The sequence below is a fragment of the Variovorax sp. E3 genome (assembly GCF_016082275.1).
GTDB lineage: Bacteria > Pseudomonadota > Gammaproteobacteria > Burkholderiales > Burkholderiaceae_C > Variovorax.
Genome location: NZ_MOWM01000107.1, coordinates 1 through 26,343, shown reverse-complemented (window position 1 = coordinate 26,343; position 26,343 = coordinate 1). Strand labels below are relative to the sequence as shown.

Sequence of the window (26,343 nt, the reverse complement as noted above, 5' to 3'; positions counted from 1 at the left end):
GCTGGACACGGCCAGCGCCGTCGACGTGCGCTTCGACGCACGCCAGCGCAGCGTGCGCCTGCGCGCGGGCGCCATCGCCATCGTCACGGCGCCCGACCCGCTGGGCAGCGCGCACGCCCGCCCCTTCGTGGTGGAAACATCGCAGGGCCGCTTGCGCGCGCTGGGCACGCGCTTCACCGTGCGACAGGACGGCGAGGCGCAAGACGCCGGCCCCGTGCGCGTGGCCGTGACCGAAGGCGCGGTGGAAGTCACCTTGCGCGGCGCCGTCGCGCCCGCGCTGGTGCTGCCCGCCGGACAGCAGACCGTGCTCAGCCGCGAAGGCACCGCCGCCGCGCTGCCCGTGTCGCCGCAAAGCCAGGCGTGGGTGAAGGGCGTGCTCTACGCCGACGACATGCGCCTGGGCGACTTCTGCGCCGAACTCGCGCGCTACCGGCCGGGGCTCGTGCACTGCGCGCCGGAAGTCGCGGGCCTGCGGATCTCGGGCGCGTTCCAGCTGCGCGACACCGACTACGTGCTGTCGATGCTCGCGACCACCCTGCCGGTGCAGGTGGTCACGCGCACGCGCTACTGGGTGAGCGTCGTGCCCGCCTGAAAAAATTCTTCGCGTCCCTGTCCCTTTTTCGGATCTCGTCGGGCAAGCCATGGAGCCGCGCTGTGATCGCGGCACCGACAAGGACTCCCCAACACCATGGCATTGCCCCGTTTCCGCATCCGCACCTCCCTGCCCTTGCGCCCGACCCACGCCGCACTCGGCGCGCGCAGCCTGTGCCTGTCGCTCGCACTGGCCGCCACCGCCGGCGGTGCGCTGGCCCAGCAGCCCGCGACTTCCGCCGCCGCCCGCGCCAGCTACGACATTCCCGCCGGCGCGCTCGGCCCGGCGCTGTCGCGCTACGCCGCTGAAGCGGGCGTCACGCTGTCGTTCGAAGCGGCGCTCACCCAGGGACGCAACACCGCCGGCCTGCGCGGCAGCCATGCCGTGCCCGAGGGCTTCGCGCGGCTGCTCGCCAACACCGGGCTCGAAGCGGTGCCGCACGAAGGCGGCGGCTACACGCTGCGGCGCGCGGCGGCTGCGGCGGCGTCCGCGCCGGTGGCCGCAGCGGACGGCGCCACCACATTGAGCGAAGTGCGCGTGACCGCGCAGGCCGAGCGCAGCGCCTCCACCGAAGGCTCGGGCTCCTACACCAGCCGCGTGGTCACGGTGGGCAAGGGCGAGCAGACGCTCAAGGAAATTCCGCAGTCGGTCACCGTCGTCACGCGCCAGAAGATGGACGACCAGAACCTCACCACCATCGACGCGGTGCTGGCCAACACCACCGGCATCACCATGTACAACAGCCCCATGGGCGGGCGCTACGTGTATTCGCGCGGCTTCATGGCCGACACCTACCAGTTCGACGGCGTGAACCGCGCCTTCTACTACCCGCAGGCCAACAGCTTCACCAGCAACACGGCCATCCTCGACCGCGTGGAAATCGTGCGCGGCGCCACGGGCCTGCTGCAGGGCGCGGGCACGCCCAGCGCCACCATCAACCTGGTGCGCAAGCGCCCGCTCGCGGACAAGCAGCTGCTGCTGTCGGCCAGCGCCGGTTCGTGGAACAACGTCCACACCGAGGTCGACGCGACCGGCCCGCTGAACGAGGCCGGCACGCTGCGCGGGCGCGCGGTGGCCAGCTTCGAAGACCGCGACTACTTCTACGACGTGGCCAAGAGCCGCACCGGCGTGCTGTACGGCGCGCTGGAATACGACCTGTCGCCGCAAACCCGCCTGACGCTGGGCGCCAGCTACGAAAAGCTGAAGTCGGTGCCCTTCTTCCACGGCCTGCCGCGCTACAGCAACGGCGCCGACCTGGGGCTGGACCGCTCGACCTTCCTGGGCGCGAACTGGAACCGCTGGAACAGCGAACAGACCTCGGTGTTCACCGAGCTGGCCCACCGCTTCGATGCCGACTGGACGCTCAAGGCCACGGCCACCTACACGCGCGAGAAGCACGACATCAAGTACATGTACTCCGACGGCGCGATCAACCCCGCCACGCGGACGGGCTCGACCACCTACGCCGGGCTGTTCGACTTCGGCACCGACAACAAGGGCCTGGACGTGTCGCTCGACGGCAAGTTCGACGCCTTCGGCCGCCGCCATTCCGTCAGCCTGGGCGCCAACACCGGCCGCATGGTGAACCGGGGCGACTTCGGCCTGATCTCGCTGGGCGTGCGCAACGACGTGTTCAACCCCAACCACCAGGTGAGCGAACCGGTGCCGGCCGACTTTCTGGCGCGGCGCTATCGCGGCGCGGCCACCGTCACCGAGATGACGCAGTCGGGCGCCTATGGCGTGGCGCGCTTCAGCGTGAGCGACCCGCTCACGCTGGTGGTCGGCGCGCGCGTCTCGCGCTACCGCTGGAGCAGCCGCCTGCGCGACACCGGCGAGGCCTACGACGACCCCTACCGCGCCAACGGCGTGCTCACGCCCTACGGCGGCCTGGTGTATGCGCTGAACAAGCAGTGGTCGGCCTACGTGAGCTACGCCGACATCTTCCAGCCGCAGAACGCGGTCACGGCCGCCGGCGCGTTGCTCGACCCCATCAAGGGCAAGAACTACGAAGCGGGCCTGAAGGGCGAGCTGATGGACGGCAAGGTCAACGCCTCGCTTGCGGTGTTCCGCATCGACCAGAGCAACCGCGCCGAACAGGACATGGTGAACCCATGCTCGGTCGGCTCGTACTGCTACGTGTCCAGCGGCCGCGTGCGCAGCCAGGGCATCGACGCGGAGATCAGCGGAGAAATCGCGCGCGGCTGGCAGATCTTCGGCGGCTACACGCTCAACAGCTTCCGCTACCTGGACGACACATCCAGCGCCGGCGTGGCCTTTGCAAGCACCTACACGCCCAAGCACATCCTGCGCGTGTGGACCGATTACCGCCTGCCCGGCGACCTGAACGCCTGGACCGTGGGCGGCGGCGTCAACTTCCAGAGCGAAAGCTCGCGCACCACCGGCAAGATCAAGGTGGCGCAGCCGTCCTACGCGGTGTGGACCGCACGCGTGAGCTACCAGGTCAACCGCAACTGGTCGCTCGCGCTGAACGTGAGCAACCTGTTCGACAAGACCTACTACCAGACCGTGGGCGCGCCGGGCTGGGGCAACTTCTACGGCGAGCCGCGCAACACCACGCTCACGCTGCGCGGCAGGTTCTGAGGCCGTGGGGGCGGGCGCCCCGAAGGCCGCCGGTCACGGTCCCGTCATGGGGCAAACCTAGCATCCGCCGGCTTTCAACCTTCTTCCAACGGACCTTCAGAACACCTATGACAAAGAACGTTCCCGCGCCCGCACCTGCCCCCCGCCAAATGCGCACCGCCATGGTGGCGCTGGCCGGCAGCCTCGTGATTGCCGCATGCGGCGGAGGTGGCGGGGGCCCCTCGTTCCCGATCATTCCGCCTGCGCCCGCACCGGCGCCGGCGCCAGCCCCCACGCCGCTGGCCACGCTCGACGGCTCGGTGCCGCTGGTCATCGGCCACCGCGGCCTGCCGGGCCTGTACCCCGAAGAAACGAAAACGGCCTACGAAGCCGCCGCCGACGCCGGCGCCGACTCGCTGGAAACCGACCTGCACCTCACCAAGGACTGCGTGCTGGTTGCGCGCCACAACCCCTGGCTGAGCGACAACACCAACATCGCCGACGTGGCCGCAACCAACGCCACCGTGGCCGCCCGCAAACGCACCGTGCCGGGCGTGCGGGTCAACGTGAGCTATCCGGTCACGCCCGAGAACGGCCCCGCCCAGTACCTGAGCGACCTCACCGACCCGAGCGATCCGAAGTCGGTGCTCAAGTCGCTCGTCGTCGACGGCGAAGACCACACCAACGACTGGTCGATCACCGACTTCACCATGGACGAGCTGCGCCAGTGGGTTCGCGGCACCACCTACGATGCCAAGGACCAGCGCCCGACCGACCTCAACGGCAAGCTGCCGATCCTGAGCTTCCAGGAAGTCATCGACATCGCCAAGGCCAAGAGCGCCTCCACCGGCCGCACGCTCACCGTGTACCCGGAAACCAAGAACCCGATCTGGAACAACGCGCAGGCCATCGCCAACGGCTGCGGGCCGGTGGGCAGCCACCCTCTGGAAGACGCGCTGCTCAAGATCATGAACTTCAATGATCTGAACCGGAAGGACGCACCGATCTTCGTGCAGAGCTTCGAGCCCCAGAGCCTGAAGTACCTGCGCTCGGCCGGCCTGAAGGCGCGCGCCGTGCAACTGGTCGACGGCAACGACGTCAACTACCAGACCGGCGCGATGATCTACGTCACCAACGACGACTACACCTTCGTCGACGGCCGCCCCTACAGCTGGACGCTGGCCGGCAACCCGAAGTTCTTCGGCGAGATGCTCACGCCGGCCGGCCTGGCCGAAGTCAAGACCTACGCCGACGGCATCGGCCCGTGGAAGCCGCAGGTCATGTCCCACACCATCGTGCCGTACAAGGACAAGGGCACCCTGGCCGACGTAAACACCGTCAAGCCCACCAGCCTGATCGCCGACGCGCACAAGGCCGGCCTGTTCGTTCACAGCTACACCTTCCGCAACGAAGCCAAGTACCTTGCCGGCCTCTACAAGGGCGACCCGACGGCCGAGTACCTGCTTTACTTCCGCGCGGGCATCGACGGCGTGTTCTCGGACTTCGCGAACACGGCGTTCGCGGCACGCAAGGCCTACCTGACGGAAACGGGTCGCTGACGCGCCCGGCGGCACCACAGGCCAGCAGCGAAACAGCACCATGTACCCGGGCGAACGACTCAACGGATACAGCCACCTGCTGGGCCTGCTGCTCGCCCTGCCCGCCGCCGCGCTGCTGCTCGTGAAGACCGTGCCCACCGGCGACCCCGCGCGCATTGCGGGGGCGCTGGTGTTCTCGCTCTCGGCCGTGGCGCTGTATGCGGCCTCCACCCTCTTTCACAGCACGCGCGGGCGCCTGAAGCGCGTGTGGGAGCGGGCCGACCATTGCGCGATCTACCTGCTGATCGCCGGCACCTACACGCCCTTTGCGCTGGTCACGCTGCACGGCACCTGGGGTTGGGTGCTGCTCGGCGCCATCTGGGGTGCCGCGTGCTTCGGCATCTGGCGCGAGCTCCGGCCGCCGAAGCACGGCGCGCAGGCCAAGCCTTCGCTGCCGCTGTACATCGGCATGGGCTGGCTGGGCGTGGCTGCGGCCGTGCCGCTGGCCGCGCGGCTCGAGGGCGCGGGCCTGGCGTGGCTGCTGATCGGCGGCGTGCTCTACACGGCGGGCACGGTCTTCTACCGCAACCGGCAAGGCTTCAGGCACGCGCACGGCGCGTGGCACCTGTTCGTGCTGGCGGGCACCATCAGCCACTACATCGCGGTCGGCTGGTTCGTGCTGTAGCGGGGCGGTGTCGCGGCGCGCGGTGCCACACTGTGCGCCCATGGACGCCTCTGTTTTTTCCGAACCGAAGATCGACTGCCACTGTCACATCTTCGACCCCGATTCCTTTCCGTATGCGCCCGGCGTGTTCTACGCGCCCTCGGGCGGCGAGATCGCCACGGCCGACTACTTCATGCAGGTGATGGCGGCGTATGGCGTGTCGCACGCGCTGCTGGTCGGCCCCAACTCGGGCTACGGCACCGACAACCGCTGCATGCTCGACGCCATCCGCCGCGGCGGACGCCGCTTCAAGGGCATCGCCGTGGTGGACAACGACGCATCGACCTCGCAGCTGCAAGAACTGCAGGCACAGGGCGTGGTCGGCATTGCTTTCAACATGGCGCTGCTGGGCCTTGCGCACTATGCGGATGCCGATGCGCTGTGGAGCCGCGTCGCGGCGCTCGGCATGTGCGTGCAGGTCCAGGTGCAGGGCGAGCAGATGGCCGAACTGGCTGCGCGGCTGATGGGCTGCGGCGCGCAGATCGTGGTCGACCACCACGGGCGCCCGACCTGGCACACGGGCTCGCCAGCCCCGGGTTCCAGGCGCTGCTCGGCATGGCCGGCAGCGGGCGCTGCGCCGTCAAGCTGTCGGGCTACGACAAGTTCTCGCGCGAGGCATTTCCGTTTGCCGACGCGCGCCCGTTCACCGATGCCTTGCTGGCCGCCTTCGGCCCCGCGAACTGCCTGTGGGGCTCCGACTGGCCCAACATCCGCGCCACCCGGCGGCTGGACTACGGCACGCTGCTCGGCGTGTTCGCGCGCAGCGTGCCTTCGGCACAAGACCGCCGCGCCATCCTCGTCGACACGCCGGCGCGGCTGTTCGGTTTCAGCGGCGCCTAAACGGCCAGCTCGAAGACGAATTCCACCGTGCGCGGCGAAGACAGCATGGTCTTCGCCTTGGCCGTGGCCTGCTCGCAGCTCTGGCGCCAGGCGCGGGCGTCGGCCAGCTCCTTGTCGTTCAGCGATTCGTTCTCGGGCGCCATCTCTTTGGACCACGCGCGAAAGCAGGCGACCACGCGCTCGGGCGGTCCGAGCGCTTCCTCGATGAGCATGAGAAAAATCTGCCGCACCACCATCGTGTCCCGCAGGGTGACGCCCTGCCCTTCGAGGCGCACGCCATACGGTGGCGGCGCGGTCGGGTACGCGGCGCTCACCGCGTCACGCGTGCATCGAACGCCCTCCGCGATGCGTTGGCCTGTGCAACCGGCGCACCTTGTGCGCCGCTTTCCGTTGTTGCTCCGTATGATCTGTCCACGCTTGCCGCTCCTGTTGAATTCTTGAATCGGAGCGACTGTAAAAGTCAGGGGAATGGCGTCAACGCCGAATACTTTCAGTTGCTTTCAATAACTGTCAGCAAGCCCCCTTCTCTCACTCAACCCGCCAGCGCGCCCACCGCAATGCGCGCGGCCGACGCGACCACGTCGTTGCGGTTCTTCGCGTCCTTGTCGGGAAAGGTGAGGTAGACCGCGACGACCAGCGGCGCAGCCTTCGCACCCGGCCCACCCGCCGGCGGCCAGAACACGCCCACGTCGTTGTTGGTGCCGTAGGCCCCTGCCCCGGTCTTGTCGCCGAGCGTCCAGCCGGGCGGCATCGCGGCCCGGAAGCGATCGGCGCTGGTCGTGTTGCCCAGCAGCCAGGTTTGCAACTGGCCGCGCTGCGAAGCACCGAGTGCGTCGCCCAGCACCAGCCGCTGCACGCTATCGGCCATGGCTGCGGGCGTGCTCGTGTCGCGCAGGTCGCCGGGAATGGCGGTGTTCAGTTCGGTCTCCCAGCGGTCGAGGCGAAAGCTCTGGTCGCCGATGGTGCGCGCGAAGGCCGTCACGTCGGCCGGGCCGCCCAGCACCTTCATCAGCAGGTTGGCGGCCGCGTTGTCGCTGTACTGGAGGGTGGCGGCACACAGCGCCCCCACCGTCATGCCGTCGGCCACGTGCTTTTCGGTGATGGGCGAGTTGGGAATGATGTCGGCCTTGCCGTAGCTGACGCGGCGCGCCAGCAGGGCCGGGTCTTTCGCGCTGCGCTCCAGCACGGCGGCAGCCAGCATGAGCTTGAAGGTGCTGCAGAACGGAAAACGCTCGTGCGCGCGGTGCTGCAGCCGCGCGCCGCTGGCCGTGTGGAAGGCGACCACGCCAAGGCGCCCGCCGCAGGCCTTTTCGAGTTCGGCGAGTTGCGTTTCGGCGGAAGACAAGGGCCCCTTCTGCGACCACGCGGTGCAGGCGGCGGCAAGCGGCAGCACGGAGGCGGCGAGCAACAGGGTGCGGCGCTGGACGGGTGAATTCATCTGGTTTTTCTTTCGGTCTGTCTGCGAGTGGAGACGAGTGGATGGGACGAAAGGGATCGTAGGACCGCGGCCTTCGATGTTCCAGTGCGCCGGCATGCCTGGGCGTCCCGGGTGTATCGGCTGTAACGCCGCGCATTCATTCAACCAAAAAGTTGAACAAAACCGGAAATGCACATATATTCAACTTCATGGTTGAACTAGAAGACGAACGGCTCGACGCCGTATTCCACGCCCTGGCCGACAGCACGCGCCGCACCATGCTGCAACTGCTGGCCCATGGCGAGTGCAGCGTAGGCGAACTCGGCGCCCCCTTTCGCATGTCGTTCGCGGGCGCTTCCAAGCACGTGAAGACGCTGGAGCGCGCGGGCCTGGTGTCGCGCACCGTGCAGGGCCGCGCGCATGTGTGCCGGCTGGAGCCCGCCGCGCTGGCCACTGCCGACGCATGGCTGCGCTACTACGAAGGCTTCTGGACCACGCGCCTCGACGCGCTGGAACACGAACTGCGGCGCGACGCCGCATCGCGCAAATGACAACGGTTTTCTACCCAAGGAGCACCCACTCATGACGACCATCAAGCACAGCCTCGGCAGCCAGACAGCACCCGGCACCCTGCGCATCGAGCGCACGCTGCCCGCCCCCATCGACCGCGTGTGGACCTACCTTGTCGACCCCGACAAGCGCGCCACCTGGCTCGCCGGCGGCACCATGTCGCGGCAGTCCGGCGGCGTGTTCGACCTGCGTTTCGAGCACACGAAGCTCACCGACGAAGAAGCGCCCGAGCGCTTTGCCGGCTACCGCAAGCCCCACCTGCAGCAATCGAAGCTGCTGCGCATGGAAGCGCCGACGCTGCTCACCATCAGCTGGGACGAAGGGGGAGCGAACGCGTCGGAGGTGAGCTTTGAACTCACGCCGCAGGGCGACGACAGCACGCGGCTCGTGCTCACGCACCGCCGCCTGGCGGACCGCAAGGAAACGCTCAGCGTCGCGGGGGGCTGGCATGCGCATCTCGATGTGCTTGTTGACGTGATGCAGGGCAAAAAGCCGCAGGGGTTCTGGACCACGCTCGACGCGGTCGAGAAGGCCTACGAGGCGCACATCCGCTGAACGCACGCGCATCACGTCACTCCGCGCGGGGCCTTCGGGCCCCGTTTTTCATGGAACGACTTCTTTTGTCTTCGTTGTCAAAGCACTGTCACCAGAGCCGCGCAAGATTCGAGGCATTGGTTGTATTTGTGGCATTTGTTGCAAACAGCATGCATGCGCACAAGTGCAACCAAACCCTTCGTGGCTGGACGGTTCCTGGCGACCTGTCCGGCGTCTTCCCTTTGCCGGAGTTCCATGATGACGATTCAAAGAGGCCGCCTTGCGCGCGCCGCAACGAGCGTGGGCACGCTGCTACTGCTGGCCGCTTGCGGTGGCGGCGGTGGTGGTGCCACCCCCTTCCTCCCCTTGCCGCCCGTGCCCGGACCGGCCGCACCGGCCCCCGCTCCCGCGCAGCAGCCCAAGGCGCTGGTGATCGGCGTCGACGGCGTGCAGTACGACGCCCTGCAACAGGCCTTTGCCAGTGCCCGCATGCCGGCGCTTCAAGGGCTCGGCACGGTGCTGCCCGCCTACACCGGCGGCATCAAGGGCAAGCCCACGCAGCAGCAGGCGACCGACGGCCCCTCGTGGGCCACGCTGCTGACCGGCGCCTGGGCCGATCGCCATGAGATCCGCTCCAACTACGAAGGCCAGAGCTTCAAGGCCGACACGGTGTTCAAGCTGCTCAAGCAAAGCCGCCCCGCCGCACGCACCGCCACCATCGCCAGCTGGAGCGGCCTGCCGCAACTGCTGCGCGCCGACAAGGCCGCCGGCTACATCGACCTCGTGAAAGACTGCGACGGCAATGACAGCTGCGTGTCGACCGAGGCGTCGGCCGCCATCGAAGGCGGCAACTACGACCTGATCGTGGCCGACTACCAAGGCCCCGCACAAGTCGCAGACGCGGTTGGCTACGGCGCCGACTACCAGAACGCACTGGCCCAGGCCGACCTGCAGATCACCGCGCTCAAGGCCTCGTTGGCCAAGCGCCGCGCCGCGCGGCCCGACGAGAACTGGATGCTCATCGTCACCACCACGCACGGCCTGGGCGCCACCGGCGTGGCGGACGGCATTCCGATGCCGTCGAACCTTGCGACCGTCATTGCGCTCGACAAGCCGGCCAGCATTTCGCCGGCCCTGCCCGCCGCGCTGCCGACCGCCATCGAGCCCTGGTATGCCTATGCCGCTTCGGCGGACATCGCCCCCACCCTGCTTACGCACCTGTCGGCGCGCCCCGCCGCCGACAAGTACGTCATCGACGGCAGCCCGCTCACGGGCGCGCCCGGCGTGCGCCAGTTGTCGGCTGCAACGAACAAGAAGTTCAACGGCATCCAGCTGAACTGGACCCTGCCCGCCACGCCCGCCGCCATCAAGGTGCTGCGCGACGGCGTGACCGTGGCCACGCTGCCGGGCAATGCGCTCGCGTTCGAAGACACCACCATGACGCCCGCGAGCAGCGGTTTCTTCACCTACAACTACACCGTCGTTGCCGACGACACGCCCGTGTCGCTGCGCGCCACGCTCAACTACGTGAAGCCCATCGTGCTGCTGCCCAGCCTGACCACCGGCCTCACGCACCTGTTCCCGCTGAAGACCACGCTGGCCGACCGCATCGACAACGCCCAGGTCTTCACGCCCTGGGTGACCGGTGCAGTGCCGGCCTACGCAGCGGCGGGCGACGGGCCGTTCGGAGGTACCGACGCCGCGCTGAAGTCGACCAGCTACGCGGGCCCCACCGTCTGCGCGGCATGCGACGGCGGCTACCGCATTCCCACGTCCAAAGTCAGCAGCACCACCACGGCCTTCAGCTTCGGCTTCTGGTTCCGCTCGGACGCCACGCGCACGGGCATGCCGATCGTGTCGAACAAGAACTGGGGCAGCGGCGACAACGCGGGCCTGGCCATCGGCCAGTACGGCAGCACGATCCGCTTCAACATCGGCCGTGGCGGCGCGCGGCTGGGCGACAAGAACATGAGCTTCAGCGCCAACACCTGGGTGTACGTGGCCATGACCATCGACGTGCCGGGCCTGAAGGCGAGCTACTACGTCTACGACCCGGTCTACGGCATGCAGACCGACTCGGGCACGCTCACCAGCCAGTACGTGGCGGCCCTCAACGGCCTGAACAACGGCTTCACGCTGAACGAAGACGGCGACGGCGGCTACGGCCCCAACTACCGCAACGGCAATGCGAGCAACACCATCGGCGGGCGCTTCGACTTCAGCGAGTTCGGCACCTGGAGCCGTGCGCTGACGGCGACGGAGGTCACCGCGATTGCCCGCTCGGGCACTTCGCTGACCACGCTGGTTCCCTGAGACCGGAGCACGCCATGCACATGAACATGCACGACACACCACAACGCAAGACGCCCGTGGGGCGCCTGCTCGCCACGCTGGCAATGCTCGTCGCCGTGGCGGCACTCGGCGCCTGCGGCGGCGGCGGAGGTGGCGCCAGCGCCCCCATTGCCGTGATGCCCCCTTCGGGCAACGTGATTACGCCCAACAACCCGGCCACCGCCGGCCCGCCGGTCGACGCGGTAACGCCGCCCGGCGCCAAGCCCGACGCCCCCACACCCCCGCGCCGTCCCGAGACGGTGCGCTGCGCCCCCTGAGATCGCACCCATGACAGACAAGCACACCTCCAGTTCGCGGCGCGGCTTCCTGCGCGGCGCGGCCACCACCGCCGGCGCGGCCGCCGCACTCGGCATGCTGCCACCGGGAATTCGCCGCGCGCTGGCCGCCCCGGCCGCGCTAGACACCGGCACCATCACCGACGTGAAGCACGTGGTGATCCTCATGCAGGAGAACCGCTCCTTCGACCACTACTTCGGCACGCTGCGCGGCGTGCGCGGCTTCGGCGACCGTTTTCCGGTGCCGCTGTCGAACGGCCAGCCGGTGTGGAACCAGCCGCCGACCTCGGGCACCGGCACCTGCATGCCCTTTCACTACGACACCACCAGCACCAGCGCACAACGCACCACCGGCATGAACCACAGCTGGAGCGACGGCCAGCAAGCGTGGAACGGCGGACGCCTGAACCAGTGGGTCGCGGCCAAGTCGGCGCGTGCACTGGGCTACTACCAGCAGACCGACATCCCTTACCAGTTCGCGCTGGCCGACGCCTTCTCGGTCTGCGACGCCTACCACTGCAGCGAACTCACGGGCACCAACTCGAACCGACTGTTCCTGTGGACCGGCACCAACGACCCGCAGGGGCTGGGCGGCGGCCCCGCCATCGACAACACCAACGACGACCTGGCCAACGCCCCCGGCTACAGCTGGACCACTTACCCCGAACGGCTCGAGGCAGCCGGTGTGACCTGGCAGACCTACCAGGACATGGCGGACAACTACACCGACAACCCGCTCGAAGGCTTCAACAACTACCGCGACGCCTACTACGCCGCCAAGCCGACCGACGCACAGCGTTCGCTGAAGTCGCGCGCACTCAGCACACGTTCGCTGGACGACCTGGCCAACGACGTGAAGAGCGGCAACCTGCCGCAGGTGAGCTGGATCGTGGCGCCGGCCAAGTATTCGGAGCACCCCGGCCCGTCGTCGCCGCTGTGGGGCGCGGTGTACACCGAGCAGGTGCTGGACGCGCTCACCTCCGACCTCGACGTGTGGAGCAAGACCGTGCTCTTCATCATGTTCGACGAGAACGACGGCTACTTCGACCACATGCCGCCGCCCGCCATTCCGTCACTCAACGCCGACGGCAGTGAAGCCGGCCAGAGCACCGTGTCGACGCTCGGCGAACGCAACGACCTGAAGGCGCCCTACAAGGGCTCGCCCTTCGGCATGGGCTGGCGCGTGCCGATGTACGTGGTGTCGCCGTGGAGCAAGGGCGGCTGGGTCAATTCGCAGGTGGCGGACCACACCTCGGTCATTCGCTTTCTCGAAGCGCGCTTCGGGGTGATGGAGCCCAACATCAGCGCATGGCGGCGCGCGGTGAGCGGCGACCTTACGTCGTGCTTCAACTTCGCGACGCCCAATGCCGACCTGCCGTCGCTGCCCGTGATCGACAGCAAGGCCGCCGATGACGCCATTGCAAAACAGCTGACCTACCCGACCCCAGTCGCACCCGCGCCCGGCGCCGGCACCATGCCGCAGCAGACCACCGGCGTGCGCTACTCGCGCGCGCTGCCCTACGAGTTGCACACCAGCGGCCGCCCCGACGTGGCGCAGCAGAAGTTCTGGCTGGTGTTCGGCAACACCGGCAAGGCGGGCGCCGTGTTCCACGTCTACAACCATCTCTCGCTGGGCGACGTGCCGCGGCGCTACACGGTGGAAGCCGGCAAGCAGCTCAATGACTACTGGGCGGTGGCAACCGACGGAGGCTACGACCTGTCGGTGTTCGGCCCCAACGGCTACTTCCGGCGCTTCAAGGGCAAGCTGCCCGCCACGTTGAACGGCGGCGTGGCACTGCCCGAGATTCGCGTGTGCTACGACACCGCCAACGGCGACGTTCATTTGGAGATGCACAACATCGGCAACATCAGCTGCAACGTCACCGTCACGCCCAGCGCGTACCGTACCGACGGCCCCTGGAACTTTGCCATTGCGCCCGGCCAGATCGTCGTGCAGCAATGGGACCTGGCCTACAGCAAGCACTGGTACGACTTCAGCGTGACGGCCAACGTGGACGACGGCACCACCTACCTGCGGCGCTTTGCCGGCCGCGTGGAGACCGGGGCCGACGGCATCAGCGACCCCGCGATGGGTCTGCCGGCCTGATTAAGCTTTTGCGCCTCGCGCATCGGCACAATGGCGCCGGTTCCACGGAACCGCCGCCATTCTTTCTTTTACACACCGGCATCCCATGCTCCAAGAAGAACGATTCCTGCGCATCCGCAGCCTGCTGGCCACCTTCTCCCGGCTCAGCGTCGACCGCATCGTGCAGGACCTGGCGGTGTCGCGCGAAACCGTTCGGCGCGACCTGCTCGAACTCGAAGGCCAGGGCGAGCTGCGCCGCGTGCACGGCGGCGCGGTGGCCACCAGCGCCGAGCCCGAGCCGCCGCTGGCCGTGCGGCTGGTGGCGCGCCAGCGCGAGAAGCGCGCCATTGCCAAGGCCGCCATCACCCTGCTGCAACCGGGGCAGACCGTGTTTCTCGACGCGGGCAGCACCATGTCGATCCTGGCGGAAGAAATTGCGGCGCTCAGCGGCATGACCGTCATCACCAACTCGCTGAGCATCGCGCTCAAGCTCGAAGGCGCGGGCGAAGGCCGCCTGACCGGCAACAAGACCATCCTGCTGGGCGGCGAGATCGACGTGAAGACCCAGGCCACCTGCGGCGACACCACCGTGGAGGCCATTCGCCGCTACCGCGCCGACGTTGCCATGCTGTCGCCCGTGGGCCTGCACGCCAAGTACGGCGCCATGAGCTTTGAGCACCACGAGGCCGCCATTGCGCGGGCCATGGCCGAGCAGGCGCAGCAACTGGTGCTGCTGGCCGACCACGCCAAGATCGGCCAGGCCAGCCGCGTGATCTACGCGCGCACCGCCGACATCGACGTGCTGGTGACCGACACCAAGGCTCGCGAGTTGCCCGGTCTGCCCGCGCTGCGCAAGGCCTGCGAGCGCGTGATATTGGCCTGAAGTTTCCGGCCGCGAACGTCGCGCGGCCGAAGTTGTATTTGTTGGCGCGAATCGAGACTTCGTGGCGCCGCGCGGAGCCATGCCGCCCCGCTCTTCTCTACAGTGAATGCCCCTGTGCCTGAACACCCCGCCAAGGCGTGCGAAGCAGAGGGATCAAAAGGCGACGGCCGAGGTGCGGTAACACCCCGGCCGTCTAACCAACTGACGTGCAAAACTTTCGAAAAGGAGCACACCAATGGCTAGACCGACTATAGCCCGGCCTCTCACGCCGGCACCCTCCCCCGATCGCGCCCCGCAAGACCCGACGGATCTTCTGGAGAACAAGCTGACGCAACTGAAATCGCTGATGTGGGCCTGCTACGGCGGCGGCATCGACTGGTTCAACGGCGTGGGGCCTCAACACCTGGACAACGTGCTCTGGGCCGTCGCCGACATGGTGGGAGAGGCCGAGGCGCTGTTTCAGGAAAGCGAAAAAGCGCGGAATGAAAAGCGCTGAAATTCGCCGCTGACGGCCAGCGTGAAAAACAGCCCCGCGCCCTGCGCGCCGGGGCTTATCACTGGAAATAGTTAGGTATTTCCACCGAGCGCGTCGCCCAAATATGGGAGGCGATTCAGGTAACTAAAAATTACACTGTTTGGATGAAGCCATTCATCCGACCGTCTCGCCTCGCCCTGGCGCTCAGCGCGCTGGTTTTTATTTCTGCCTGCGGCAGCGTCGTGAGAACCACACTGCCTTATCCCGCAGAGCAAAGCTCGAGCCTGTGACGCAATACGTGTACGCATTGCGCGCCGCCGAGCAGCGGCAAATTGCCTACCCTGACGAACCGCTGTGGCTGCGCGACGAAGGCGGGCGCAGCGTCGATACCACTCTCAATGCCGACAACGCCGCGATGGTGTTCTACGCGCTCGCCAACGGCGGGGCTGGCAATGAGCGGATCACGAATGAAATTCTGAACACGCTGCCGCCGATGCTTCAGCGGTATGAAGAGGCTTATGAGAAGAGCCAGGGGAAGTGGTATCAGGATGAGTATGTGGAGGCGATTGGGGTGCAGTTGGCGATGGTGAATATGCTGCCAGCGAAGCTTGCGAACAATGCTCAGACGAATCAGGCCGGGAACAAGAACACCTTGGTTGCTAAAGCGAATGCAATGTCGAGATCTGAGCAGTTGAAGGCGCCAGCAAGAGAGCGATTGCAGGTGTTGTTACGTAGGTATGGTTAGGAGTTTTTCTGGACATCCAAAACTATGGTTCGCTCTGATCTAAACAACCACTAGATGGACCAAGCTGCAAGTCGCTTCGGCGAGTTTTCCCACTGCGACAGCGAGCGCCGCCGAGTCGGTTTCGGACTGATTGCGGCCTGTCGTCTCTCGAGACCGAATGTTGGCGGTGGCTGAGACCGGACGGCCATATCGCGTCGAGGTGATTGGCCGCCGACACCCCTAACCGGTATTTTGGCGACGGACGCATTGACACCAACACATCGACTATAAGTAGCGATCGGCGATTTCTCGCGCTCGAAATAAAATGGAACTCCTGATCCAGAGCAACTCAGTCTGATCGCGCGAGGTAAGTATTTTTTCCGGTTCAGAAGTATGCTGAACGAGATCAAACTTGTAAAATAAAATAACAAACCGCCACGGCGCCGCCATTTAGCGCGTCAACCCTGCCAAAAGTTGGCGGAGAGATCGGTAACGCGGAGCAATAACGTGGATGGGGAATATTGAATGATGGCAGCTGCAGCTAGGCTCAGCGGGACGGACTGGGAGGAGTGGGCCAATCGCATTCTCTCTCACCACTTCGGTCCTACGGAATACCAAAGGGTGCCGTCGAAGGACCGCGGAGATGCAGGCATAGAAGGCTTCTCCATCACTCGCCGGGAAGCTTTTCAATGCTACGGATGCGAAGAACCCATCAGTACCCAAGAGCGCTATGACAAACAGCGTGACAAGATGACGGGGGACGTTAAAAAGTTCATCGAGAACACCGAGGCACTTAGTCGCCTCTTCCAGCCCTCGTTGAAGATGAAGCGATGGGTCCTTTTTGTACCTTGGTTCGACAGCAAAGAAATCGTCGCGCACGCCGCCAAGAAAACGCGGGAAGTTATCGCTGCGAAGTTGCCCTACGTCGACTCTGACTTTCGGGTCATGGTGGTCCAAGAGTCCAGTTTCTCGGTCGCTCGAGACCAACTACTGAGCACCACACCTGAAGGACTTAAGTTCCAGCAGACCTCCGTCTCCGAAGAAGAAATCGGCGCATGGTGCTCCTCAAACGACGGCTTCGTCGGCGTTCTCAAGGACAAACTCTCAAGACTGCCCACGTTGCAAAATGACGCCAAACGCGACACGTTGGTGCTCAGCATCCTAAAGTGGTATCTGGCTGGGCAAGAACTCCTCGAACGGCTTCGCGACTACCCTGAGGTCTACGAGAAGGTGATGGCGACCAAGTCCCACCGCGAGGAGTTCCTTGCTTTGAGCTGCCTTGACGGCGAAGCGTCCAACGGGAACCTCTCGGAGACCCTCAAGTCCTTCAAGAACGAACTCCAGCGCGAAGTGGCGGAACTCCATAGCTTCAGCGCACAACATCTGGCAGCCGAGGCAGTCGCTGATTGGCTAATGCGATGCCCATTGACCTTCCCGGAGACTGTCGATGAATGAAATCGACAGAGATGGACTCTTTGATATTCCGGAATTCGACGTCGAATTCTCTTTTCGAAGCCGTCCTGTTGCTCTTCCCGGGGACTTGCGTCCAACTTGGCGCATAGGACTCCTCATGCTCCTATTGACCCAATGCTGCAGGCAGCAGCGATCGAGTCTTACGCGACTGCACGTTCTGAGCTGGGCTGTTCGCTCCAAAATGAATCATGACGACCTCATGGCTCTGATTGCTCAACAACTAACACCCGACTCTCTCATCGTTCGATTCGATCCCGCAGTCAATCGAGCGATTGATTTCGCCATTGGAGAGGAGTTGGTCATGCGCGCCGACGGTTCGCGTATCGAGCTAACACAGTCAGGCAAGGACTTCGCGGCGGCGATTCTCGCGGACCCCGAGCTCTACGCTTCAGAGAAGGCCCTTGCGAGCTCGATAAAACAAAAAGCGTCTGAGGCGCTCGTGGAAGACATCTTTGGAATGAGGAAGTAGGGACATGCGACTCCGGCAACTCCGCATCAACGTGGTCACAGTCGACGGACTCTATGGGACGACCCTAAACTTCCCAGATGGGCTAGTTGTCATTTGGGCCGATAACTCCATGGGAAAGTCTACGTGCGCGCGCTCCATATTGGTCGCATTGGGCATGGAAGCAATGCTGACGACGGTGCAGCAAGAGCTACCCCTCACTCCGGCCATGACTGCAAAGCTTGATGGCGGCTCACAATCACATGCCGTACTTGAGTCTGAAATCTGGCTCGAGATTGAGAACGATGCCGGGCTTCGAATTACCGTACAACGCACTGTAAAAGGAGCTCGCGACAAGAACCTCATCACAGTCCATAAGGGCCCAGCGCTCACCAAGCCCGGGACTTATCCTTCCGAAGACTACTTCGTAAATCGCAGCGGAGGCGCAACTCGCGCGGCAGGCTTTCACTGGTTTTTGGCTAACTTCTTGGGCTGGAGCCTCCCTACCGTTCAGAAATACGATGGCAACGAGGTTCCCCTTTACCTTCAGTGCATCCTGCCGTTCGTGATGACTGAACAGACGCGTGGGTGGTCAAGCATCCTGCCTCCAGTTCCAACTCAATTCCAAATTCGCGACGTCCACAAGCGTGCAGTCGAGTTCCTTCTCGGCATGGACGCCCACAAAATTGCATTGGCTCGGCAAGAACTGCAGCTTCGCAGCGCGTCTGGAGGCACGTTGGTCCTCGCAGGTACGACAACTCAAGGAGCTTGCAACCGCAGCAGGCGGCATGGTTAGCACTACACCTACAGCCCCCACGAGCACTTGGCCCCCCCAGGTGCTACCAGCCATCAATGTGCCAGAAGGAAAGCGTTGGATAGCCATATCCGATCGAATCAAAGCACGCGCCGACAGGAAGTCCGACCTTGAAGGGCAAGCTGTTCCGGTTACTTCAGCGGCCACGGAATCGGCCCGGCACGAGCTAGTGAAGGCGGAATCGACGATTGTCAATCAGCAAGCAATCCTGTCTCGGTTGATTGATGCTCTGGCGGCTGAGGAGCAGGAGATCGCGCGCGTTGAGCGGCGGCTGGCCGCAATCAAGGAAGACATAAAACATAACCAGGATTCGCGCACCCTTCGCAACTTGGGCTCGAGGAAAAACTCGGACCTAAACCGTGGCTCGTGTCCCGTCTGCCATCAGAGTGTTGCGGATTCTCTCATTCCGCTTGCGCCGCATCAGGCGGTAATGTCGCTGGATCAGAACATCGAATTCTTGCAGGAGCAAAGTCGAACTTTCCACGGCGTACTTGAGCAGAGCAAGCGCGTGGCATCAGCTCGACACCTGCAAGTGCACGCCGCGCGGAACGAAATTTCCAAGTTGCGAGAGCACGTCCAGCACCTCCGCGAAACACTTGTCTCGGATGGACGTAGCCCATCGCTGGCCGCCGTGTACGAACGCGTAGAGCTTGAACGGGACCTGAAGCAAGATATGCGCTTCAACGACTCCTTCGTACAAGCGACAGGGAAATTTGCCCAGCTGTCGGAGGAATGGAAGTCAATTCAAATCGAGTTTGAAAATCTTCCCTCCGACGACTTGTCTCCTGACGATCACCAAAAATTGAAGCTCTGGGGAATTTCAATTCAGAGTCAACTAAGGGACTACGGCTTTCGAAGCCTTTCGACCACCGAACTAGAACTGTCACCCCACACTTATCGCCCCGAGATTGAGGGGTTCGAACTGCAGACAACGATTTCTGCGAGCGACCTCATTCGCACGATTTGGGCGTACCAGAATGGGATGCTTGAAGTAGCGCGCGAGGCCCCAACTAACCATCCAGGCATGCTACTTTTTGACGAGCCACGGCAGCAGTCAACCCGCGACGTCAGTTTCGTGCAGCTTCTCAAACGAGTCTCGCAGGCAGCCAATTTCAATCAGCAGGTCATACTTTTCACAAGCGAAGAAAAGTTTCGACTAAACAGTCATCTGGCCAACCTTCGGCACGACCTGCAGCAGATTGATGGACGCGTGCTCCAGAAACTGCGATAGGGCTGCTGCTGGATAGCGCCGTGTAACTAGGATGCTGCGTGCTGGGCGTATCGGGGTCACAGAGTTCTTTGCCCTGCTCGGCTTCGGGCCTTCATCGCTGGCGATGGCGCCGCGACACGCATGACATGCGACTCAAGATGTTGTTTGAGTCAGCGTTCCTCCAGCAAACGGTTCAACTCCCATTGGCAAGCGGCCACGGCAACGCCCCCCGGGGTCCACTACCCCCATTCCAGCCACTAGGACGCTGCTCCGTATTGAAGACGAGTGATCGCTAGGTGCACTTGTACGGTGAGCTCGTGCCTCGGTGTCGAAGGACAGTCGCCGCCGCAAAGCGCAATGCAAACACCATCTCACCCCACCCCCACCGCCCCCTGAAACACCCCAAACATCTCCCTCTGCCACTCCCCCTCCTCCCCCACAGCCGTCTGCACCATCACCGTCTCCGTCGCAAGGTCCACCAGCACGCGTTGCCCTTGCGCCCCGCTGAACAGCGGCCATGACCCGTCCGCTTTCGCGTGCCACATGAAGGCCTTGTAGCCCGCGCGCGGCGGCGTGCCGAGGGCGCCGAACTTGACCTGCGCCTCGTTGGCTTCCCACCGGCTGTAGCTCTCCATCCATTCGCGGCTCACGATCTGCCTGCCGTTGGCATGACCACGCTGCGCCACCAGGCGGCCCAGCCGGGCCCAGTCGCGCAGGCGTGCCGCAAAGCCGATGCAGTTGAATTCGTTGCGGTGGGAGTCGGTCAGCCACGTGGCGTCGGCTTCGGCGCCCAGCGGTTTCCACAGGGCCTGCTCGGCAAACTCCGACAGGCTCATGCCGTTGACGGCACGCAGCACCATGCCGATGGTCAGCGGGCACAGCTCGTTGTAGTTGAAGCGGGTGCCCGCGCTCTCGCGCCGCGCGTTGTTCCAGTTGCGCACGGTCGCTTCGATGTCGGTGCGCGGGCCGCCCGTGAGCGCGGCGGGGTAGATGGTTTTGTTGCCCTGCTCATGAACGATGTCGGCGCCGCTCGACATGTTCATCAAGTTGCGCAGGCTGGTCTCGCCGTGCAGGGTGCCGGCCAGCGACGGCACGTACTTCGACGCGGAGTCTTCGAGCGACGCGATCTTGCCGCTGTCGACGGTAATGCCCAGCAGCAGCGAGGTCACGCTCTTGGACATCGACCAGCCGGTCATGCGCATGTCGGCGGTGCGGCCGAACTGGTATTTCTCGAACCACACTTCGCCGCGCCGTGCGATGAGCAGGCCGGTCACGGGCCAGGCGGCCATGTAGTCGTCGGGGCTCTTGGTGACGCCGTTCACGCGGTAGCGAATGTCGGTGCGGGGTTTGTCGCGCCAGGGGTCCGCGGCGGTGCCGCAATGGATGGTGCGGTTGGGCATCATCGACTCGAAGCCGCCCGAGAAGTTGCCCACGCGCACGCGCTTGTCGGGGGTCATGCCACGCGGCGAGCCCCAGCCGGTCGGGTAGCCGGCGGCGGCGCCCCAAGGGTCGTCTTGTTGTTGTTGCGCGGTGGCCAGCAACGGGTGCATGACAGAGCTTGCGCCCACGGCGGCCACGAAGGTTCGACGTCGCATCTGGAATCCTGAAGTGGAGGGAAGACCCGTTGAAAAACCGCGCGGCGCGGGTGCCGGCATTCTGCCCGGGCCCCTGAGCCTTGCACGGGGCTATGCTTGCCGCTCACATGCTGCGACCCAACGCTTCTTTCTCTTCTTCTTCACGCTGGGCCATGGCGGCACTCGGCGCCTTGTGGCTTGCTGGCGCGCCTGCTGTCGCGCTCGCCGCGCCGGGCTGCCTCGACACCGCCCTGCAAGCCCCCTCCCCGTCGCGCGCGCTCGCCATGGCCACCTTCGCCGTGCAGGAGCACGAAGGCTTCGGCGGCCAGACGATGGACGCCGAAGGCCGCATGACGGTGGAAGGCGACTCCGAGGCCGAGGACACGCGCCGCACGGTGCCGGGCCTTGCGCCCTGGCAGCGGGTGGTCGGCTACTGGCAGGCGGTCGATCCGCAGTTGCCTTCGCGCGTGCGCTACGGCGCGCTGCGGCCGGCCTACCGGCAGTTGCTGATGCAGGCGCTGAACGAGGCCTCAGCCGCGCGGCTGCAAGGCATGGGCGTGGGGCCCGACGAAGGACTCGACACGCCGGAGCTGCGCGCGGTCGATGTCGCGCTGAAGCGGGTCGCGGTGATCGACACGCCGTGGTCGGCCGCCTTCATCAGCTGGCTCGCGCGGCAGGCCGGGCTGGCGGACGACGAGTTCGTGTTTTCCGAAGCGCATGTGGACTACGCGGGCGCCGCGTGGCAGGCCGGCGTGCAAGAGCAAGCCGGGCGCCCCACGCGCTACGCCATGCGCGCCTGCGACCTCACGCGCACGCCGCCGCGCATCGGCGACCTGGTGTGCCAGGCGCGCGGCGCGGGTGCCGAGCTCGACACCTTCGACAAGATCGGCGAGGTGCTGGCAACGCGGCCCACCGGCGGCGATGCGCTGCCGATGCATTGCGATGTGGTGGTGGCCGTGGACGCCACGGGCTTCGACACGGTGGGCGGCAACGTGCTGCAGTCGGTTACGCGGCGCCGGCTCGACTTTGCGCAGGGCACGCGCTGGCTCGACCGCAGCTATCTGCCCGAGGGATGCACGCCCGGCGCGGCGGGGTGCATCGACCGCCACATGAGCCGGCAGCCTTGGTCGCTGCTGCTGCAGTGGCGGTAAAAACTTACTGACTTGCCTGCTGGCTTACTTGTAGAAGGCCTCGACCTTGCCCTTGAGCTTGAGCAGCAGGGGCTTGCCCTTGCGGTCGAGGGTCTTGCCGGCGGGAACCTTGATCCAGCCTTCGCTGATGCAGTATTCCTCGACGTCGAGGCGGTCTTTGCCGTTGAAACGGATGCCGATGTCGCCTTCGAACGCGGCCGCCAGGTGGTGGGGGCTGCGCGGGTCGGAGGACAAGTGATCGGGCAGGGGTGGGAGGGGAGTAGCTTCTGTCATGGCGCGTGATGATAGGGGCTTGCGGCCGCCCCCTGCCCCGTCGCCTATCGGCGCTTCTTCTTCGTGGGCTTGGGCGGCGGCTTGGGGCCGAAGCCCAGGGCGGCGCGGGCCAGTGCGTCGGCCTCGGCGTTGCGGTGGCGCGGAATCCATTGCACGCGTGCCTGCTCGAAGCTGCCCAGCAGGGCGCGGGCATCGTCGAACAGGCTGGCCATGCGCTCGATGGGCTTGGCGTCGGGCGTGCCGAGCTGCTCGACCAGCGTGCTGTTGTCGCTGTAGGCCAGCACGGCGGTGGCGCCCTGCGCCTTCAGGGTTTGCAGCGCGGTGGTGAGCGCCATCAGCTCGGCCTCGTTGTTGCAACCGGTGGCGTGGGTGGCCTGCGACAGCGTGTGGCGGGTGCCGTCGGGCGAGGTGATGACGGCGCCGATGCCCATGCGCCCAGGGTTGGGCATGGCGCTGCCGTCGCAATGCACGACCCATGGCGGGCGCGCGGCTGCTTCGCCGGCCTCGGTGCTGCTTCTGCTGCTGCGGACCGTCATTCAGCAGTTGTTGCGCTTGATGCCGGCCAGGTTGGCGCAGGGCCGCTGGCCGGGCGGCGGGCCCGCGTCGTGCGGGTGGGGCGGCCGTGGTCGGCGGATGGGGCGCACGCCGTCGTCGTAGTACGGGTCGGGCCCGAGGATGTAGACGGGTGGCGGCTCCGACGAGGCCTGCTCGTTGGGGTAGCGCGGAATGATGGCCAGGCCCGGCGACGGGTTGCCGGCGGCCTGCACGGGCGGTGGTGGGGTGATGCTGGGCGAAGACGGCGTGGCGCTGCTGGCCGGGCGGCGCACCGGCTCGGCCGGCGGCGACTCGAGAATGGACACCTGCCGCGCCTGCTTGCTGCCGGGCGGGCATTCGACGTTGGTGTACGAAATGGCGCCATTGGCATCGGTGCAGCGAACCACCTCCGCATGCGCGCTCCCGGCGGCCGAAGCAACCAGGGCAGCCGTGGCAAGGACGCAGAAAACAAGGGCCGGTGAGCGCATCGCGCCACTGTATCCGCAGCCGGCCCGCCGCGCACCTGCGGCATGATCGCGTCATGGACAACAGCCCCCCGCTCCCCCTCGTCATCGTCAAGGTCGGAGGCACCTTCGACGCCCTTCGCGCCCGCCGTGGCGACTTCGAACACTGGGTTGCCGACGGACTCGGCACGCAGACGCTGCCGATCCTGGTGATCGACCCGCGCCGCGGCGACACGCTGCCCGCGCCCGACCAGGTGGCGGGCGTGGTGGTGACCGGCTCGCATGCGATGGTGTCGCACCGCGAACCGTGGAGCGAAACCACGGCCGCATGGCTGGCGCAGGCCGTGGCGCTCGACACGCCGGTGCTGGGCATCTGCTACGGCCACCAGCTGCTGGCGCACGCGCTGGGCGGCGAGGCCGGCAACCACCCGGTGGGCGCGGAAGTGGGCACGGTGACGGTGTCGCTCACCGAAGCCGCCGCCACCGACCCGCTGCTGCAAGGCCTGCCCGCGCAGTTTCCGGCGAACGCGGTGCACTGGCAAAGCGCGCTGCGCCTGCCCGAAGGCGCGGTGCGGCTGGCCGGCAACGACCACGAGCCGGTACACGCCTTTCGCGCCGGCGCGCACGCCTGGGGCCTGCAGTTTCATCCGGAGTTCGACGCCGACGTGATGCGCGGCTACGTCGACATGCTGGCCAGCGACCTGAGCGCGATGGGCGCCGACCCGGTGGCTCTGCGCGAGCAGGTGCGCCCGACCGACACGGCGGCCAGCCTGCTCGGGCGCTTTGCGCGCATCGTCGAGGCGCGCCACGGCGCCTGAGCCGCCCGCCCGGCGTCGGAGCGCGACTACAAAAAGCGCCCGGCGCTTGGGTTAAGGTGCGATCCATTCGCCGTTTCAACACACCCAAACCGCTTTTTCCCTCTTCATGACCACCCCCTCCCCCGCGCCGGCCCGCAAGCATTTCTCGATGATCCGGGAGTTCCACCTGGCCGATGCGTTCACGCTCGGCAACGCGGCATGCGGGGTGGGCGCGGTGTTCCTGGCGATGGCCTTCATGGCGAGCCAGTCGCTTGCGCAGTTCATGTGGGCGGCGGCGCTGGCGCCGGCGGCTTTTATCTTCGACGTGTTCGACGGGCGCATCGCGCGCTGGCGGCAAACGCAGTCGGCCCTGGGGCGCGAACTCGACTCGCTGGCCGACGTGATTTCGTTCGGCGTGGCGCCCGCCGCGCTGGGCTTTGCGGCGGGCCTGAACGGCGGCTGGGACTGCGTGCTGCTGATCTACTTCGTGGGCTGCGGCGTGAGCCGGCTCGCGCGCTACAACGTGACGGCCGAGTCGCTGTCGGCCGGCGCCAACAAGGTGAAGTATTTCGAGGGCACGCCCATTCCGACCAGCGTGGTGCTGGTGGGCGTGCTGGCGTACGCGGCCTCGCAGGGCCACATCGGCGCCTCGGTATGGGGCGGCGCGTGGCTCATCGGCCCGTGGCAGCTGCACCCGCTGGTGCTGATGTTCGCGCTGTCGGGCACGCTCATGATCAGCAAGACCCTGCGCATTCCCAAGTTCTGACTTCCCCTCAAGACAAAGGAGACACCCGATGACGATGAAGCTGTATTTCGACCCGCAAAGCCGCTCGCAGGTGGCCAAGTGGATGCTCGACGAGGCGGGCGTGGACTACGAGATCGTGACCACGCTCATCCGCGAGAAGGCGCACAAGAAGCCCGAATTCCTGAAGATCAACCCGGCCGGCAAGCTGCCCGCGCTGGTCGACGGCCGCACGCGCGTGTTCGAGAACGCGGCCATCTGCATGTACGTGGCCGAGAAGTTTCCCGCCAAGCGCCTGGCCCCGCCCGTGGGCTCGCCCGACCGTGGCCGCTACCTGTCGCTGATGGTCTATTCGACCTCGCAGCTGGAGCCCGCCATGGGCGACAGCCTCATGAAGATCCGCAGCAACAACAGCGCGCGCGGCTGGACCAATTTCGAGGAAGCCAAGAACGCGGTGGAACGCGAACTGGGCGACGGGCCCTACCTGTTCGGCGCGCAGTTCACGGCGGCGGACGTGATGATCGGCTCGATGTTCATCTGGCACCGCGCGTTCGGCGGGCAGTCGAACCGGCCGAAGCTCAACGCCTACGTCGACCGGTTGCTGGCCCGCCCCAAGGGCATGAAGTTCGGCTGAACACGGCGCGGCGTGCCGCGTGAGTGACAACGCGCGGCGCAGGCTCGACCTTTAATCGGCTTCCTGTTCTTTTCAAGAAAAACGCCCTCGCCATGACATCGAAGAACGCCTCGCTTTCCCGGTTTTCGCTCACAGCCGTTTCCGTGAGCCTGGTCGCACTTCTTGCCGCATGCGCCAGCGCGCCGCCACCGGGCGGGCGCAGCGTGACCATCGAGCGCACCACCTTCGGCATCGCGCACATCACCGCGCCCGACTACGAAGGCCTGGCGTACGGCAGCGCCTACGCGCACGCCCAGGACAACGTGTGCCAGACAGCCGAGCACCTGCTCACGCTGCGCGGCGAGCGCTCGCAGTTCCTGGGCGCACAGAACACCGGCGACCTGGGCCTGGGCCGCGCGCCCAACGCGCAGATCGACCTGTTCATCCGCTATCACATGGACGACGCCGCGCTGGCCCGCGCGGGCGCCACCACGAGCCCCGACGTGCAGGCCGCGCTGCGCGGTACGTGGCCGGCTACAACCGCTACCTGCAGGACGCCGGCCCCAACGGCCTGCCCGCCGCCTGCCGGGGCAAGCCCTGGGTGCGCCCGATGACGGCCAGCGACCTGTCGCGCGCCACCGAGATGTCGATGATCCAGGGCGG

At 66.0% G+C, this 26,343-nt stretch carries 28 protein-coding genes and 1 pseudogene; 23 read left to right on the top strand and 6 right to left on the bottom strand.

Annotation, left to right across the window (positions count from 1 at the left end):
* The 6 genes and pseudogenes from BMG07_RS28240 to BMG07_RS44365 all read left to right on the top strand — a co-directional run.
* The coding region (locus BMG07_RS28240; protein ID WP_198087315.1) for a FecR domain-containing protein at positions 1-592 on the top strand (592 nt) is incomplete at its 5' end.
* A gap of 96 nt (positions 593-688) precedes the next feature.
* Positions 689-3,193, top strand: a complete 2,505-nt coding sequence (locus BMG07_RS28235; protein WP_269759468.1) for a TonB-dependent receptor — start codon at positions 689-691, stop codon at positions 3,191-3,193.
* 107 nt (positions 3,194-3,300) lie between these two features.
* Positions 3,301-4,731, top strand: a complete 1,431-nt coding sequence (locus BMG07_RS28230) for a glycerophosphodiester phosphodiesterase family protein (protein ID WP_198087314.1) — start codon at positions 3,301-3,303, stop codon at positions 4,729-4,731.
* A gap of 40 nt (positions 4,732-4,771) precedes the next feature.
* Complete coding sequence (locus BMG07_RS28225; protein WP_198087313.1) at positions 4,772-5,395, top strand: hemolysin III family protein; 624 nt, start codon at positions 4,772-4,774, stop codon at positions 5,393-5,395.
* A 40-nt stretch (positions 5,396-5,435) separates the two neighbouring features.
* Positions 5,436-5,921: pseudogene (locus tag BMG07_RS45105) on the top strand (amidohydrolase); the annotation flags it as partial.
* Positions 5,922-5,989: 68 nt separating this feature from the next.
* Positions 5,990-6,274 (top strand): amidohydrolase family protein, encoded by a 285-nt coding sequence (locus BMG07_RS44365; RefSeq protein ID WP_307867103.1) that lies wholly within the window; start codon positions 5,990-5,992, stop codon positions 6,272-6,274.
* On the opposite strand, the gene BMG07_RS28215 is transcribed toward BMG07_RS44365, so the two are convergent.
* Both BMG07_RS28215 and bla read right to left on the bottom strand, forming a co-directional pair.
* Positions 6,271-6,588 carry a hypothetical protein gene (locus tag BMG07_RS28215; protein WP_198087312.1) on the bottom strand — a complete coding sequence of 106 codons (318 nt, stop codon included), beginning with the start codon at positions 6,586-6,588 and terminating at the stop codon, positions 6,271-6,273. The genes BMG07_RS44365 and BMG07_RS28215 overlap by 4 nt on opposite strands.
* 218 nt (positions 6,589-6,806) lie before the next feature.
* Complete coding sequence (bla, locus tag BMG07_RS28210; RefSeq protein ID WP_198087311.1) at positions 6,807-7,712, bottom strand: class A beta-lactamase; 906 nt, start codon at positions 7,710-7,712, stop codon at positions 6,807-6,809.
* A gap of 188 nt (positions 7,713-7,900) precedes the next feature.
* Between bla and BMG07_RS28205 the strand changes: the two genes are divergently transcribed.
* The 12 genes from BMG07_RS28205 (at position 7,901) to BMG07_RS28150 (ending at position 19,553) form a co-directional block, all read left to right on the top strand.
* Positions 7,901-8,242: a helix-turn-helix transcriptional regulator gene (locus BMG07_RS28205; protein WP_198087310.1), complete on the top strand. Its 342-nt coding sequence runs from the start codon at positions 7,901-7,903 to the stop codon at positions 8,240-8,242.
* A gap of 31 nt (positions 8,243-8,273) precedes the next feature.
* Positions 8,274-8,816: an SRPBCC family protein gene (locus BMG07_RS28200; RefSeq protein WP_198087309.1), complete on the top strand. Its 543-nt coding sequence runs from the start codon at positions 8,274-8,276 to the stop codon at positions 8,814-8,816.
* Between the two features lie 237 nt (positions 8,817-9,053).
* Positions 9,054-11,108, top strand: coding sequence for a LamG-like jellyroll fold domain-containing protein (locus tag BMG07_RS28195; protein ID WP_198087308.1), 2,055 nt, complete (start codon positions 9,054-9,056; stop codon positions 11,106-11,108).
* Between the two features lie 14 nt (positions 11,109-11,122).
* The gene (locus BMG07_RS28190) at positions 11,123-11,404 is read left to right on the top strand and encodes a hypothetical protein (RefSeq protein WP_198087307.1); all 282 of its coding nucleotides are present in this window, start codon (positions 11,123-11,125) and stop codon (positions 11,402-11,404) included.
* A gap of 10 nt (positions 11,405-11,414) precedes the next feature.
* Complete coding sequence (locus BMG07_RS28185; protein ID WP_198087306.1) at positions 11,415-13,529, top strand: phosphocholine-specific phospholipase C; 2,115 nt, start codon at positions 11,415-11,417, stop codon at positions 13,527-13,529.
* Positions 13,530-13,614: 85 nt separating this feature from the next.
* Positions 13,615-14,391, top strand: a complete 777-nt coding sequence (locus tag BMG07_RS28180; protein WP_198087305.1) for a DeoR/GlpR family DNA-binding transcription regulator — start codon at positions 13,615-13,617, stop codon at positions 14,389-14,391.
* Positions 14,392-14,626: 235 nt separating this feature from the next.
* Positions 14,627-14,887 (top strand): hypothetical protein, encoded by a 261-nt coding sequence (locus BMG07_RS28175; RefSeq protein ID WP_198087304.1) that lies wholly within the window; start codon positions 14,627-14,629, stop codon positions 14,885-14,887.
* A gap of 139 nt (positions 14,888-15,026) precedes the next feature.
* The gene (locus tag BMG07_RS28170) at positions 15,027-15,611 is read left to right on the top strand and encodes a hypothetical protein (RefSeq protein WP_198087303.1); all 585 of its coding nucleotides are present in this window, start codon (positions 15,027-15,029) and stop codon (positions 15,609-15,611) included.
* Positions 15,612-16,211: 600 nt separating this feature from the next.
* Positions 16,212-17,045, top strand: a complete 834-nt coding sequence (locus tag BMG07_RS28165; RefSeq protein WP_198087302.1) for a hypothetical protein — start codon at positions 16,212-16,214, stop codon at positions 17,043-17,045.
* On the top strand, positions 17,038-17,532 hold the full coding sequence (locus BMG07_RS28160) for a hypothetical protein (protein ID WP_198087301.1): 495 nt from the start codon (positions 17,038-17,040) through the stop codon (positions 17,530-17,532). Before BMG07_RS28165 ends, BMG07_RS28160 begins: the two co-directional genes overlap by 8 nt.
* A gap of 154 nt (positions 17,533-17,686) precedes the next feature.
* Complete coding sequence (locus BMG07_RS28155) at positions 17,687-18,304, top strand: hypothetical protein (protein WP_269759466.1); 618 nt, start codon at positions 17,687-17,689, stop codon at positions 18,302-18,304.
* Positions 18,305-18,344: 40 nt separating this feature from the next.
* Positions 18,345-19,553 (top strand): hypothetical protein, encoded by a 1,209-nt coding sequence (locus BMG07_RS28150; RefSeq protein WP_198087299.1) that lies wholly within the window; start codon positions 18,345-18,347, stop codon positions 19,551-19,553.
* Between the two features lie 350 nt (positions 19,554-19,903).
* Here BMG07_RS28150 and BMG07_RS28145 read toward each other — a convergent pair whose 3' ends face one another.
* The gene (locus tag BMG07_RS28145; RefSeq protein ID WP_198087298.1) at positions 19,904-21,127 is read right to left on the bottom strand and encodes a serine hydrolase; all 1,224 of its coding nucleotides are present in this window, start codon (positions 21,125-21,127) and stop codon (positions 19,904-19,906) included.
* 107 nt (positions 21,128-21,234) lie between these two features.
* Between BMG07_RS28145 and BMG07_RS28140 the strand changes: the two genes are divergently transcribed.
* The gene (locus tag BMG07_RS28140) at positions 21,235-22,257 is read left to right on the top strand and encodes a DUF2272 domain-containing protein (protein WP_269759465.1); all 1,023 of its coding nucleotides are present in this window, start codon (positions 21,235-21,237) and stop codon (positions 22,255-22,257) included.
* Positions 22,258-22,281: 24 nt separating this feature from the next.
* On the opposite strand, the gene BMG07_RS28135 is transcribed toward BMG07_RS28140, so the two are convergent.
* The 3 genes from BMG07_RS28135 to BMG07_RS28125 are packed head-to-tail and all read right to left on the bottom strand — an operon-like array spanning position 22,282 to position 23,471.
* A complete protein-coding gene (locus BMG07_RS28135; protein ID WP_198087296.1) occupies positions 22,282-22,530 on the bottom strand; it encodes a DUF3297 family protein in 249 nt (82 codons plus the stop codon).
* A 44-nt stretch (positions 22,531-22,574) separates the two neighbouring features.
* Positions 22,575-23,066, bottom strand: a complete 492-nt coding sequence (locus BMG07_RS28130) for a ribonuclease HI family protein (protein ID WP_198087295.1) — start codon at positions 23,064-23,066, stop codon at positions 22,575-22,577.
* On the bottom strand, positions 23,067-23,471 hold the full coding sequence (locus BMG07_RS28125; RefSeq protein ID WP_374221333.1) for a hypothetical protein: 405 nt from the start codon (positions 23,469-23,471) through the stop codon (positions 23,067-23,069).
* A 134-nt stretch (positions 23,472-23,605) separates the two neighbouring features.
* Here BMG07_RS28125 and BMG07_RS28120 point away from each other — a divergent pair, with 134 nt between their 5' ends.
* The 4 genes from BMG07_RS28120 (at position 23,606) to BMG07_RS28105 (ending at position 26,294) form a co-directional block, all read left to right on the top strand.
* Positions 23,606-24,346 carry a glutamine amidotransferase gene (locus BMG07_RS28120; protein WP_198087293.1) on the top strand — a complete coding sequence of 247 codons (741 nt, stop codon included), beginning with the start codon at positions 23,606-23,608 and terminating at the stop codon, positions 24,344-24,346.
* Between the two features lie 106 nt (positions 24,347-24,452).
* On the top strand, positions 24,453-25,091 hold the full coding sequence (locus BMG07_RS28115) for a phosphatidylcholine/phosphatidylserine synthase (RefSeq protein ID WP_198087292.1): 639 nt from the start codon (positions 24,453-24,455) through the stop codon (positions 25,089-25,091).
* 28 nt (positions 25,092-25,119) lie between these two features.
* A complete protein-coding gene (locus BMG07_RS28110) occupies positions 25,120-25,701 on the top strand; it encodes a glutathione S-transferase family protein (protein ID WP_198087291.1) in 582 nt (193 codons plus the stop codon).
* A 143-nt stretch (positions 25,702-25,844) separates the two neighbouring features.
* On the top strand, positions 25,845-26,294 hold the full coding sequence (locus BMG07_RS28105; protein WP_307867102.1) for a penicillin acylase family protein: 450 nt from the start codon (positions 25,845-25,847) through the stop codon (positions 26,292-26,294).
* The last annotated feature ends 49 nt before the right edge of the window (positions 26,295-26,343 follow it).